The organism is Ensifer sp. R1-3, assembly GCF_056739175.1.
This window is the reverse complement of record NZ_CP096515.1, coordinates 733503-746592: the sequence shown is the minus strand read 5'-3', so window position 1 is coordinate 746592 and position 13090 is coordinate 733503. Positions and strand designations below refer to the sequence as shown.

The following is a 13090-nucleotide window of genomic DNA, read 5'->3' as shown; positions in this document are numbered from 1 at the left end:
CCCCTGCCTCCATTTCGAGGCATGCAGAATATGAGCGGCTATTTGCAAAGCTCCTAACAAACACTCACTAGATTTGAGGGTGATCAAATTAACGATAAAACCGTCACGCGTGCCGCCTTTGCTTCTTCAGCGTGGAATTGTTCCGGCGCCTCTTTGCTCGCCTGACGGCAGTGCGTTAAACCTTGTTCGTCAACAGGGAGACAGGCCGAATGAACGCAGCAAGCAAGCCGAATGGCGAACTGACCTTGCGCACGCTCGCAATGCCCGGCGACGCCAATGCCGCCGGCGACATCTTCGGCGGCTGGGTCATGGCGCAGATGGACCTTTCCTGCGGTATCCGGGCCGCCGAGCGCGCCAGGGGCCGCGTCGTGACTGCGGCGGTAAAGGAAATGGCCTTCGCCATGCCGGTGAAGATCGGCGACACACTCTGCATCTATACCGACATCGTCACGGTCGGGCGGACGTCGATGACGCTCAAGGTCGAGGCATGGGCGCAGCGTTACCTCTCGCATGTCATGGAAAAGGTCACCGACGCGATCTTCGTGATGGTGGCGCTCGACTCGACCGGCAAGCCGACGCCGGTTCCGTCCGAGCAATAGGGGCCGCATTCATGGAGCAGGTGCAGCCCGATCCGGCGATCTTTTCGCACATACGCGTCGTCATGGGCATGGTGATCAGCCTCTCGCTTGCGCGGCTCCTCAGCGGTGTCGCGCTTTTCGTGCAGCACCCGGGCAAGACGAAGGTCTACTGGATACACCTCGGCTGGGTGCTGTTCATGTTCGTCTTCCTCGTCCATTTCTGGTGGTGGGAGTATCACCTGCACTCGCTGGCGGTGATCGACGTCAGCGTCTACCTGTTCGTCATCCTCTATAGCTGCGTCTTCTTCCTCCTCTGCGTCTTCCTCTTCCCGACGACGCTCGACGAATACAGCGGCTACGAACATTATTTCATGTCCAGGCGCGCCTGGTTCTTCGGCTTCCTCGCCATCGCATTCGCAGTCGACCTCATCGACACGGCCTTGAAGGGCAAGGCCTATTTCCAGTCCTTCGGGATCGAATATCCGCTGCGCAACGCGGCCTATATCGCGCTCTGCATCATCGCGGCGATCACGCCCGACCGGCGCTTCCATGCGTCTTTTCTGGTGGGCGCGGTTCTTTACCAGCTCACATGGATGTATCGCGCCTTCGACCTTCTCGATTGACAGGGGCAAACGCCCCTCGTGGCGACGTCTCACCCCTTGAAGATGAACGACGCCCCGAGCGCGATCAGCGCGAAGCCGATGAGCTGATGCCAGCCGATCGGTTCCTTCAGCCAGAAAATCGAGAAGAGGACGAAAATGGTAAGCGTGATCACCTCCTGCATCGTCTTCAGTTGCGCCGCCGAATAGACCGAATGTCCGATGCGGTTCGCCGGCACGGCCAGCCAATATTCGAAGAAGGCGATCCCCCAGCTGGCGACGATGACGATGTAGAGCGGCGACGAAGTGAACTTCAGGTGGCCGTACCAGGCGAAGGTCATGAAGACATTGGAGAGGAGCAGCAGGATGACCGGCCAGACATAGGCAGGATTGATGGCAAATGGCATGGAAACCTCGGGAAGAGCGCGAATCGCACGCCGAGGATGCTCCGCCGGGTGCCGGCGTTGCAAGTGCCTTCGGCTGCCAGTGCAACGATGCGACCGTCGGTTCAAGCCGCCGCCTCGAAGGTCCGGGAAACCGACGAGAAGATCGCAGCTTTCCGTTTCCCTTTTGTACTCGTTCCCCCTTCACTTTCGACCTGACTCTGTCCATATTCCCGCCATGGCCAGATCAACGAAGAATTCCCCGAAGAAATCGTCGGCACCCGGCGGTTTCGAAGAAGCCCCGCAGGCGCCGCTTTCCGGTACGCCGCTTTCCGGCAATGTCTCCGACTGGGTGAAGCAGCTCGAATCGGAAGCGGAAGCGAGCACCTTCGAGAGCCGGCGCGAGGTTGCCTCCAAGGCCGGCAGGCATCGCAAGAAGGTGGAGATCTCCGCGTCGAAATCGGCCCGCGGCACATCGATGGGCGGAACGACCGATCCGAAGACGCGAGCGGCCGCGGGGCTCAATCCGGTGGCAGGCCTCGATGTCGCCTTGGAGGATGCCGACAAGCTCACCTCGGGCTCCGGCGTCACCGCCACCGTCGAGGCGCTTGCGAAGCTCATCGAGAGCGGCAATCCGCTGTTCAAGGACGGCAAGCTCTGGACGCCGCACCGCCCGGCCCGGCCTGAAAAGTCCGAAGGCGGCATCGCGATCCGCATGCAATCGGACTACGAGCCGGCCGGAGACCAGCCGACGGCGATCGCGGACCTGGTCGACGGCCTCACCTCGGGCGAGCGCAATCAAGTGCTGCTCGGCGTCACCGGCTCGGGAAAGACCTTCACCATGGCCAAGGTGATCGAGGCGACACAGCGCCCGGCCGTCATTCTGGCCCCGAACAAGACGCTCGCGGCGCAGCTCTACTCCGAGTTCAAGAACTTCTTCCCGGATAACGCGGTCGAATATTTCGTCTCCTATTACGATTACTACCAGCCGGAAGCCTACGTCCCGCGCTCGGACACCTACATCGAGAAGGAATCCTCGATCAACGAGCAGATCGACCGTATGCGCCACTCGGCGACGCGTTCGCTGCTCGAACGCGACGACGTCATCATCGTCGCCTCGGTCTCCTGCATTTACGGTATCGGCTCGGTCGAGACCTATACGGCAATGACCTTCCAGATGAGTGTCGGCGACCGCCTCGATCAGCGGCAACTCCTGGCCGACCTCGTAGCGCAGCAATACAAGCGCCGCGACATGGATTTTCAGCGGGGCTCCTTCCGCGTGCGCGGCGACACGATCGAAATCTTTCCCGCCCACCTGGAAGATGCCGCCTGGCGCATCTCGATGTTCGGAGACGAGATCGACTCGATCACCGAGTTCGATCCGCTCACCGGCCAGAAGACCGGCGACCTCAAGTCGGTGAAGATCTACGCCAATTCGCACTATGTGACGCCGCGGCCGACGCTGAACGCTGCGATCAAGGCGATCAAGGAGGAAATGAGCCAGCGCCTCGCCGAACTGGAACGCGCCGGGCGCCTTCTGGAAGCGCAGCGGCTGGAACAGCGCACCCGTTACGACATCGAGATGCTCGAAGCCACCGGCTCCTGCCAGGGCATCGAGAACTATTCGCGCTATCTCACCGGCCGCAGGCCGGGCGAGCCGCCGCCGACGCTGTTCGAATATATTCCCGACAATGCGCTGATCTTCATCGACGAGAGTCACGTCACCATTCCGCAGATCGGCGGGATGTATCGCGGCGACTTCCGCCGCAAGGCGACACTCGCCGAATACGGTTTCCGCCTGCCCTCCTGCATGGACAACCGGCCGCTGCGCTTCGAGGAATGGGACGCGATGCGCCCCGACACCATCGCCGTGTCGGCAACGCCCGGCGCCTGGGAGATGGAACAGGCCGGCGGCGTCTTCGCCGAACAGGTGATCCGTCCGACCGGCCTCATCGATCCGCCGGTGGAGGTGCGCTCCGCCAAGACGCAGGTGGACGACGTGCTCGGCGAGATCCGCGAGACCGCAGCCGCGGGCTACCGCACCCTCGTCACCGTGCTCACCAAGCGCATGGCCGAGGACCTGACCGAATATCTGCACGAACAGGGCGTGCGGGTGCGCTACATGCATTCCGACATCGACACGCTGGAGCGCATCGAGATCATCCGCGACCTGCGCCTCGGCGCCTTCGACGTGCTGGTCGGCATCAACCTCCTGCGCGAGGGTCTCGATATTCCCGAATGCGGCTTCGTCGCCATTCTCGACGCCGACAAGGAAGGCTTCCTGCGCTCGGAAACGTCGCTCATCCAGACGATCGGCCGCGCCGCCCGTAACGTCGACGGCAAGGTCATCCTCTATGCCGACACGATCACCGGCTCGATGCAGCGGGCGATGGAGGAGACCAGCCGCCGCCGCGAGAAACAGATGGCCTACAATGCCGAGCACGGCATCACGCCCGAATCGGTCAAGGCGAAGATCTCCGACATCCTCGATTCGGTCTACGAACGCGACCATGTCCGCGCCGATATTTCCGGCGTCGCCGGCAAGGGCTTTGCCGATGGCGGCCACCTCGTCGGCAACAATCTCCAGGCGCACCTCAACGCACTCGAAAAACAGATGCGCGACGCCGCCGCGGACCTCGACTTCGAAAAGGCCGCACGCCTGCGCGACGAGATCAAGCGCCTCAAGGCGGCCGAACTGGCAGTGCTGGACGACCCGATGGCGCGAGAGGAAGCGAAATCGCAGGAGAGCAGCAAGCGAGCCAGCAAGGGCGTGCCCGGCACAACGGACTCCCTCCCCCTTGTGGGGAGTGTTGGGGAGGCGAAAAGCGATGGGGAGGGAAAGACACAGTCCTACTTCCAAAAGCCCTCGCTCGACAATATGGGCCCGGAGACCGACACCGAACGTCCCCTCTTCCGCAAACCCGAACTCGATGAAATGGGCCGCGACGTGGCGATCCCTTCTTCCCGCGGCCGCGGAGAAGGTGCCCGAAAGGCAGATGAGGGGCAGTCGCTATTCAGGAAAAACACCCTGGACGAAATGACCGTCGGCCGCACGGAGAAGCCGGTACCGGGACAGGCACCGGAGAAGCCGACCCTCACCCGCGCCAAGCCGGGCGTGGGGTCCTACGAGGATCCGGCCGAGGAAAAGCGGCGCAAGAGCCGGACGAAGGGCAAGACAGGGCGTCCGGGACGGTGAGCCGGTCGTATCAGAATCCGACGATCTGCTGAGCCGCTTACCGATCACGAAGCACTCGCTGCCGCCGCAGTCGCAACCGGCTCCACCCGGCGCTGGGCCCTTCCGGACCGTCGAATTGCTCGAGAGGGTCGCTGCAAGAGGCGGCCGTAAGAACGCGTCCAAAGATATGCCAACTACCCCCTTTTTTTAGTGGTAATCCGAAATGATTAGCCCGACATACCACTCAAACCCATAAATTTTTATGGAACATTTCCCTCCCGGTTAGAATTTAAGTTGTCACTAATTTAGGGAGAAAAACATGAAAACCCTGGATGTATTTCTTACGAGCACCGGCCTGGCTCTTATGTCGGTCGGTTTTTCAACTTCGACAACGATTCCCGCGCACGCCCAGAACCTTACGGGCCCCATGCTCGTGGCTGAGCAGTGCAGCCCTCTGACGGACGCCAATTACGAAGCATGCTGCATGGCTCAGAACAGAGCGGAGATCCTCACGGCCGGGCAAATAGAGCAATGCCCGCCCCTCTCCACGGCGGCCATCGGAAATCCGTTTTCCACGACCTCCACCCGCGGCGTGAATGGCGATAACGGGAGCGGTGGTAATCCCGGCGGCGGCGGCGGCGGTGGCGGCGGCGGCGATCCCGGCGGTGGCGGCGGTGGCGGCGGCGATCCCGGCGGTGGCGGTGGCCAAGACACCGGCAAGGGTAACCAAGACCATGGCAAGGGCAACCAGGACGACGGCAAGGGCAGCCAGGACAATGGCAAGGGCAGCCAGGATAACGGCAAGGGCAGCCAGGACAACGGCAACCAGGACAACGGCAAAGGCAGCCAAGATGGCGGCCTCAAAGGTAATCAGGATTAACCAGGTCACGATCACCGCGATGGCGGGAAGTCGGGCCACTGAAGGATTGGTTGCAAGAGCGCTCGACCGCGTCGACTGCAAATGACCAGGACGTCGTGCCGGCTTTTCATAGCCGGCACGACGTCCGCGCCCTGACCACGCGCATCACATGCGTGCAGATCCGGGTGCGTTGCCGGCGAGCATCCAGCTCTGAAGGTAACCACGGCCGGACGGAAACCTATGTCACAGTGGAAGTGCTCCAACGGCGGTACCCTGGCATGGACAGGCGGCACCTGCTCTACTCCGCCGCGCGCGCCTTCGCCTCCACCGCTTCCAATTCGTAGGAATATCCCTCGAGCATGGTGTAGGCCTGCTCGATCGCCTCGATCTGGGCTTCGGCATTCCTGATCGCCTCGGCGATCGACTGGCTGCGGGCGCGCAGCATGGAGCCGAGCACGTCTGTCTCGGGCCGCCGACCGAGGCGGTCGAGATGCTTGCGCACGCGGGAGCGGTGGCGTTCCAGTTCCAAAATGTGGAAGCGGTTCTTGACGATGTCGTCGGAGAGCTTGCGCCGCATCGCCGCGACCGGATCGAAACTGCCGGGCTCGCGCTCGTCGAGAATGAAATCGTTGACGAGCGTCTCCAGCATCATCAGGCCCTTCAGGTCTTTCGGGTCGGCGAGTTGCGGATCGTAGCCGGTGTCATCGTAGACTTTGCGGCGCACCGGGTCCTTCAGGAGGTCGTAGGCCGCCTGCAGCTTGCCGAACTGCTCGGCATCACCGCCGCGGTCGGGATGCGCGGTCTTCACCGCCCGACGGTAGGCCGTCCGGACCGCCCGTTCGTCGGCGTCGCGCTCAATTCCAAGGAGGGCATAGGGATCGATCACGCCGGCCACCTGCTCATCGTCAACTCGCATATTCGTCTCCGGTATAGACCTACCGGTTCGCCGCGGCAGCAGCAAGCCCGCGAGGCCCGTAGGGAGAGCGCAGGCTCAACCTAAGGCCTGTTGAGATTCGGGATACCTGCCACAGCTTGTTCGATCTCCTCATCCCTGTGCTCGTCACAGGGATCCAGCCAGACCAAGTCCTTGGGCTGAAAGAACTCTTCCCGCGCCGCAGACGCGGCGCTGCTGGATCTCTGTGACGAGCACAGAGATGAGGAGGAGGAGAGATTGCAGTCCTCCGATAGGTTTCCTAGGATCAATCTCAACAGACCTTAGAGCGGGATGAGGAAAAGTGTGTGCGATTTTCCGCCCGCATCCCGCTTAAACTATTGGTATCGATCACGTTCATGTTTTTAGGTCGACCCGACCTAAAAACATCGTGATCTAGTGCCGCGACGAAAATGTGGTCGAAACGAGGCAAACCACGGCATTCGCCCTGCGGCACATGGCACTGTGAGGTCAGGCGGGCGCTTCGGCATAAGGCATCGCCGCAGGTGCGAGATCGCAAGAACTCCCCTTGCCTTTTTCGCGGAATACTGCCAATCCTATCTCTGTTCGGGCGTTTTCAATCCCGGAGACTGGACTTTCGCTTTGAGCCTGGCTTGACGCCGGGACAGCCGCAAGCGGCATCGTAGACGTCTTTTCCCCGATATCGTGACCACTCGACGCCTTTCAGCGCATTTCGCTGAAGACGACACGTTCGCTTCCTCCCGGGGGCGCGGACACACTACCTAAAGCAACCGATGCGTGATATTGAAGCGCAGGGTTGCGGCAAAGACAGACTGAAGGAAAAGGACTTCTTCCATGGCCACCAAAGGCATCGTCAAATTCTTCAACCAGGACAAGGGTTTTGGTTTCATCACGCCGGAAGGCGGTTCGAAGGACGTTTTCGTCCACATCACCGCTGTCCAGGCCGCAGGCCTCACCACATTGAACGATGGCCAGGAGGTCAGCTTCGACACGGAGCCGGATCGCATGGGCAAGGGCCCGAAGGCCGTCAACCTCCAGGCTCTCTAAGCCTGGCGTTCGACAAAGCTTGAAGGGCGGCGCTTCGCAAGAGGCGCCGTTTTTCGTTGGAGAGCGCCCCATCCGGCCTGCCGCCCACCTTCCCCTCGCCGGCGGAGGAGACTCGCGCCGCAGTCGGGCTACTCTGCCGCCTGCCTTGCCGTTACCGCCTCGAACACCGCGTCGAAGGCAGCATGGATCACTTGCGGACCGGCGTCCTTGCGGGTGGCCTCGGTAGAGAGTATCTGACGATAGCGCCGCGCGCCGGGCCAGCCCTGGAAGAGCCCGACCATGTGCCGCGTGACGTGGATCAGCCGGCCGCCATTCTCGATATGCGCGGCGGCATAGTCCGCCATGGCGTCACGGATCCCAGACCAGAAATCCAGCGACAGTTTATGGTCATGATCGGAAAAGCCGTCGCGATCGACCGGCATGGGCTCGGCCCCCGTCAGCGGGTGGACGAAATAGCCGTCGGCGGCCGTCAGCAGGCCGCTGTCGTGATAGGCCGCACGGCCGAGCATCACGCCGTCGAGAGGAGCACCGCATGCCGGCTCTGCCGCAGTCCCGGTGGCTCCTCGCGTCGGCAGCGACAGCGGATCGAGGTGGGATAGCGCCTGATCCAGCCTTTGAAGACCCCCATTGAGACCGATGAAAAGATTCGCATTTTCCGCCTTGAGCCGGTGTACGAGGCCATAATCGAGCGGCGGAATCTCGCGATTCTCTCTCGGGCTCAGCCCTTTGAGCCATGCCTTGCGGGCATGCACCCAGACGGCATCCGTTCCGGCATCCTTGACACGCTGGACGAGGTCGCGAAGTGCTACTTCCGGATCCTGATCGTCGACGCCGATGCGACATTTGACCGTGACGGGAATCTTGACCGCCGCCTTCATCGCCGCGATGCAGTCGGCGACCAACGCCGGCTCCTGCATCAGGCAAGCGCCGAAGGTGCCGGACTGCACCCGGTCTGATGGGCAGCCGACATTCATGTTGATCTCGTCGTAGCCGAAGCCTTCGGCGATCCGCGCCGCCTCCGCCATCTTCGCCGGATCGCTGCCGCCGAGCTGCAGGGCGACCGGATGTTCCGAGGCGTCGTGGCCGAGCAGCTTTTCCCGGTCGCCTCGCAGGATCGCATCCGCGACGATCATTTCCGTATAGAGCAGAGCATGGCTCGAGAGCTGGCGCGCGAAGAACCGATAATGACGATCGGTCCAATCGATCATAGGCGCCACGGCAAAAACGGGTCCCCTGAAGTACCTGTTTTCTCCCCTCTTCCCGTCAGTTTGCACCGATTCCATCATGTCTCGTCAGCTCTCGTTTGATCCCTTTTAACCCGTTTTGCGTTGCCATTGCTACATGCGGCAGCGGTCCGAAGCTTGTAGCAAATCACGTGCACAATCGTCGAGTGAAAGAGAGATCGTTAATATAACCGATAGAAGAAACAGATCAGAACCAGATTATTGGATGTATTGTTCCTTCGCAATTAATACTGTCGATTGTATCTTGTGGCCAAAATCGGGCAGCTCTCGGCGCCTGCAACTGGATATTCTGTTGCAGATCAGTCAGTTATAATATTCTTGCGTAAGCCAGCACTTTCTGTGCCATCCTGCGCCGCGCTGGAGGCTGAGGTTCGAAACATGTCCTAAACTTTAGGGAAGGAAGCAGGACAATGCGTAGAACAGGAAAAACTATCATCGGCTCATTGCTTGGTCTCGCCTATGTCGTTGCCACGCCATTTGCCTCATTAGCGTCGTTCGATGACGGCCTGCGTCAGAGTACAGCGCTCGCCGGTCCTCATGGCGACGTCCTTGTCGTTGCCGACGCCGGCAGCGCGCCAGGCGGAAGTCAGGAGACTGGCTCAGGTGGCGGCCAGGATACCGGTTCCAGCGGCGGTCAGGATAGCGGCTCCGGCGGCGGCGAAGGCTCCGGCGGCGGCCAGGATACCGGCTCTGGTGGCGGTCAGGATACCGGCTCTGGCGGCGGTCAGGACACTGGCTCCGGTGGTGGCCAGGATAGCGGCTCCGGGGGCGAAGGCTCCGGCGGCGGCCAGGATACCGGCTCTGGTGGCGGTCAGGATACCGGCTCTGGCGGCGGTCAGGACACCGGCTCCGGTGGTGGCCAGGATAGCGGCTCCGGCGGCGGCGAAGGCTCCGGCGGCGGTCAGGACAGCGGCTCAGGTGGCGGTCAGGATACCGGCTCTGGCGGCGGTCAGGACACCGGCTCCGGTGGTGGCCAGGATAGCGGCTCCGGCGGCGGCGAAGGCTCCGGCGGCGGTCAGGACACTGGCTCCGGCGGCGGTCAGGACAGCGGCTCCGGCGGCGGTCAGGATACCGGCTCAGGCGGTGGAGAAACCCCGGCTTCCACTTCGAGCGACTGACACCAGCACCAATAGTCGCTGAATCACGATGATCTCAGGTCGGGTTGACCTGACATCATGAACGTTAGGGCGGGATGCGGGCGGAAAACAGCACACTTTTCTCCTCATCCCGCTCTACTGCCACAGGCAGAGGCGGTTGAAGCTCATTGAAACCCCGCCTGACGGAACCACTCCTGAATGCCGGCAAGGACCTCCGCCTTGGCGCCCTCGAGCGTCGGCGCGTAGCGGAAGCCTGTTTCACCGGTACCGTTGCAATGGGAGATACGCCAGGCCCAATCGCTCATGGCCTGCCGTTTCATGACAAAGGCGACTTCATGTATGCCAAGCATCGCGCAGAAAGTCCCATTCTGCAGCGGCAACCAAGTCAAACGGATTTCTGCAACCGTCACCATTCCAGCCCTCCAACAGCAGAAAAGGTATAGAATGGGGGCCAAGTGCTTGAAACCCCGCCATTTAAGGGGATGCAGCGCAATACGGGTGGCGAAGGAAAGAACAACTCCAGATAAGGGCTCGTTCGGCGATGAGCTAGCGCCCCTTCCGGCGAAGATATCCGGTCGGCCGCGGCGGCGGCGGATAGAAGCAAAATTGTGTTTCAGCAAAATTGCGGACAAACCGGAATCCCTGAGCTACATTGAAGCGCTTGGCTCGGTCTCCGGCCTTTCGCGGCAGGGAACCGGGGCTGACCCGGCAGCGTTCTTGTACATGATCCCGGGAGCGGGAAAGCGGCAGTCGAAGCCGGTGTCCGTCGCTTGTCGCCCGATAGGAACCGAACATACCCACGACGCGGGGCACGATTGCCGCGTCGCTGCGATCCAGGAGGAGAAGCATGCAGGTCTTGTGGAGCAATCCCATCGAGCTTGGAATGACCGGGGGTGACGTGCGCATGGTCAAGGGACCGTCCGATGCGCTCCGGTGCCTCGCGGACCATTGGCCTTATCGCGGCCCCTATTATGTCGCCGCGCGCAGCGCGTGCCGCGCCGCGATCGACGGGCGCCGTACCTGCGAGGAAGCACGCAGACTCTTTCTTTCCGCCGCTGAGGAGGCGCGCCTTAAAGCGCACTAGCTCACGATAGCCCGAGCAACCGACCGCGACACGTGATCGATCCTTTGCGTTTGCGGCTGCCGGTGACGATGGCGAATGGCGAATGGCGTGATCCTCCGCCTCCTGCGCGGATCATTGCTCGGCGCCTCCCAGTCGGGGCCTATGTATTCGTAATACAATTCTTGTGCGGCGCAATATTCGCCTGCACCCAGTCGGACCGCTTGAAAAACAAAGAAACCCCTAATATAACCGATCCCGAGATTTAATCCGCGAATATGGGAATGCGACCTTCGCAATCGCGCGGTCCAGCCTCGAAATAAGTCGGAAATCTTCGCCAAACCGCCCGATTTCTGTCGTGAAGGCTTCATCTTGCGGGGTTATATTTTAGTCCGTCTCACAAAAACCAATATCGAATGTTTAAGGTCCCATCAAAAGAGGGACATAAGAAAATAATACGGGAGAGCTATGATGAGAGAGCGTAATCTCTATCGTATCGTCGAAGTCAGCATGAAGCGCGAAAGCGGCCGGAAGGAAATCGGCATCATGACCGTACGCCAGGCCCTTGAGCTTCCCCAGGTACCGAGCCTCGAATACAGCCATCCGGAGCTAAACTCGCGGTCCGACGGGCGCTTCCTCACGCGTGACCAACTCGAGGCCTATGCACGCTGCGCCTGAGCCCGAGAGCGCGGCTCCGGCATCATCCTCATGCTCTGCCTATTGCAGCAGCCCGTCCGGCTGCTAACGTCCTTCTCTCCAGATTCGCTTCGGCGTCGCCCTGACTTACCGGGCGGTGCCGGTGCGTCGATTCTGCGAACGAACCGCTCGGGCCAGACCGAGACCGAATGATGGAGCCGGACGATCATGCAGACAGCCCTGACACCCCCGCCGCTCATCCTGCTGCCGATCTCCGGCAGTTCCGTCGGGTTTCCGGTGCGCCGGGTCTATTGTGTCGGCCGCAACTATGCGGCCCACGCCCGCGAGATGGGTCACGACCCGGACCGTGAGGCACCCTTCTTCTTTCAGAAGAACGCCGACAATCTTCTGCCGCCGGGCGAGAATTTCCCCTATCCGACGCGCTCTTCCGACGTTCACCACGAGGTTGAACTGGTCGTCGCGATGCGCACCGGCGGAGCGGACATTCCCGTCTCGGAAGCGGCAGATCACATCTTCGGTTATGGCGTCGGCATCGACTTCACCCGCCGGGACCTGCAGGCGGAAGCGAAGAAGGCCGGCAAGCCGTGGACGGCCGCCAAGGCGTTCGAGCATTCCGCTCCGGTCTCCGCGATCGTCCCCGTCACCGCGATCGGTCATCCCGCAAGCGGCAACATATGGCTCAAGGTCAATGGCGAACTGCGCCAGCAGGGCGATCTCGACCAAATGATCTGGAAGGTGCCCGAAATCATCGCCGAACTGTCCCGCCTCTTCACTCTCGCACCGGGCGATATCATCATGACCGGGACGCCATCAGGTGTGGGTCCCGTCACGCAAGGCGATGTCGTCGCCTGCGGCATCGACGGGATCGGCGCGATCTCCGTCAATATCGTTTGAGAAACAGGAAGAGCGAAAGTCACCGCCTTCGATTAAAGGACGCAGCCGCCATGCCGCTTTACGCTCTAGGACCGCTCAGACCGCAGACGCCGACCGAAGGCAGCTATTGGGTGGCGCCGGACGCCAATATCATCGGGCAGGTTGAGCTCGGCGAGGACGTCGGCATCTGGTTCGGCGCGACGCTGCGCGGCGACAACGAGCCGATCCGCATCGGCGCGCGCACGAACATCCAGGAGGCCGTCATCATCCATGTCGATCCCGGTCACCCGGTTTCTATAGGCGAAGGCTGCACCATCGGTCACCGGGCGATCGTTCACGGCTGCACCATCGGCGACAATTCGCTGATCGGCATGGGAGCGACGATATTGAATGGCGCGAAGATCGGCCGCAATTGCCTCGTCGGCGCCAATGCGCTGGTGACCGAGGGGAAGGAATTCCCCGACAATTCACTCATCGTCGGCGCTCCGGCCAAGATGGTGCGGACACTCGACGACGCCGCAGTCGAGGGATTGAAGCGTTCGGCCGAACATTATGTGAAGAATTGGCAGCGTTACGCCGCCCAGTTTACGCTGCTGGATTGATAC

Annotated in this window: 14 protein-coding genes; 10 read left to right on the top strand and 4 right to left on the bottom strand. The window is 61.6% G+C overall.

Annotation, left to right across the window (positions count from 1 at the left end; all coding sequences use genetic code 11):
* The first annotated feature begins 209 nt into the window (after positions 1-209).
* On the top strand, positions 210-599 hold the full coding sequence (locus M1D43_RS03620; protein WP_003535335.1) for an acyl-CoA thioesterase: 390 nt from the start codon (positions 210-212) through the stop codon (positions 597-599).
* 11 nt (positions 600-610) lie between these two features.
* Positions 611-1201: a hypothetical protein gene (locus tag M1D43_RS03615; protein WP_153313348.1), complete on the top strand. Its 591-nt coding sequence runs from the start codon at positions 611-613 to the stop codon at positions 1199-1201.
* Positions 1202-1230: 29 nt separating this feature from the next.
* On the opposite strand, the gene M1D43_RS03610 is transcribed toward M1D43_RS03615, so the two are convergent.
* Positions 1231-1584 (bottom strand): DMT family protein, encoded by a 354-nt coding sequence (locus M1D43_RS03610; RefSeq protein WP_003535339.1) that lies wholly within the window; start codon positions 1582-1584, stop codon positions 1231-1233.
* Between the two features lie 214 nt (positions 1585-1798).
* On the opposite strand from M1D43_RS03610, the gene uvrB reads away from it, so the two are divergent.
* Both uvrB and M1D43_RS03600 read left to right on the top strand, forming a co-directional pair.
* A complete protein-coding gene (uvrB, locus tag M1D43_RS03605; protein ID WP_153313349.1) occupies positions 1799-4756 on the top strand; it encodes an excinuclease ABC subunit UvrB in 2958 nt (985 codons plus the stop codon).
* Between the two features lie 298 nt (positions 4757-5054).
* Positions 5055-5615, top strand: a complete 561-nt coding sequence (locus M1D43_RS03600) for a hypothetical protein (protein ID WP_498814098.1) — start codon at positions 5055-5057, stop codon at positions 5613-5615.
* A 277-nt stretch (positions 5616-5892) separates the two neighbouring features.
* Here M1D43_RS03600 and M1D43_RS03595 read toward each other — a convergent pair whose 3' ends face one another.
* Complete coding sequence (locus M1D43_RS03595) at positions 5893-6510, bottom strand: J domain-containing protein (protein ID WP_003535345.1); 618 nt, start codon at positions 6508-6510, stop codon at positions 5893-5895.
* A gap of 831 nt (positions 6511-7341) precedes the next feature.
* On the opposite strand from M1D43_RS03595, the gene M1D43_RS03590 reads away from it, so the two are divergent.
* Positions 7342-7554 (top strand): cold-shock protein, encoded by a 213-nt coding sequence (locus M1D43_RS03590; protein ID WP_003535347.1) that lies wholly within the window; start codon positions 7342-7344, stop codon positions 7552-7554.
* A gap of 128 nt (positions 7555-7682) precedes the next feature.
* On the opposite strand, the gene dusA is transcribed toward M1D43_RS03590, so the two are convergent.
* Positions 7683-8840: a tRNA dihydrouridine(20/20a) synthase DusA gene (gene dusA, locus M1D43_RS03585; protein WP_027989285.1), complete on the bottom strand. Its 1158-nt coding sequence runs from the start codon at positions 8838-8840 to the stop codon at positions 7683-7685.
* 368 nt (positions 8841-9208) lie between these two features.
* Here dusA and M1D43_RS03580 point away from each other — a divergent pair, with 368 nt between their 5' ends.
* The gene (locus M1D43_RS03580) at positions 9209-9916 is read left to right on the top strand and encodes a hypothetical protein (RefSeq protein ID WP_153313351.1); all 708 of its coding nucleotides are present in this window, start codon (positions 9209-9211) and stop codon (positions 9914-9916) included.
* A 143-nt stretch (positions 9917-10059) separates the two neighbouring features.
* Here M1D43_RS03580 and M1D43_RS03575 read toward each other — a convergent pair whose 3' ends face one another.
* Positions 10060-10308, bottom strand: coding sequence for a hypothetical protein (locus M1D43_RS03575; protein ID WP_003536840.1), 249 nt, complete (start codon positions 10306-10308; stop codon positions 10060-10062).
* A 434-nt stretch (positions 10309-10742) separates the two neighbouring features.
* On the opposite strand from M1D43_RS03575, the gene M1D43_RS03570 reads away from it, so the two are divergent.
* The 4 genes from M1D43_RS03570 (at position 10743) to M1D43_RS03555 (ending at position 13087) form a co-directional block, all read left to right on the top strand.
* Entirely contained in the window at positions 10743-10979 is a 237-nt protein-coding gene (locus M1D43_RS03570) for a DUF982 domain-containing protein (protein ID WP_003536844.1), read from the top strand.
* 444 nt (positions 10980-11423) lie between these two features.
* Entirely contained in the window at positions 11424-11633 is a 210-nt protein-coding gene (locus tag M1D43_RS03565) for a hypothetical protein (protein ID WP_003536846.1), read from the top strand.
* Positions 11634-11819: 186 nt separating this feature from the next.
* Complete coding sequence (locus M1D43_RS03560; RefSeq protein WP_003536848.1) at positions 11820-12506, top strand: fumarylacetoacetate hydrolase family protein; 687 nt, start codon at positions 11820-11822, stop codon at positions 12504-12506.
* A 50-nt stretch (positions 12507-12556) separates the two neighbouring features.
* Complete coding sequence (locus M1D43_RS03555) at positions 12557-13087, top strand: gamma carbonic anhydrase family protein (RefSeq protein WP_010969554.1); 531 nt, start codon at positions 12557-12559, stop codon at positions 13085-13087.
* Positions 13088-13090: the final 3 nt, after the last annotated feature.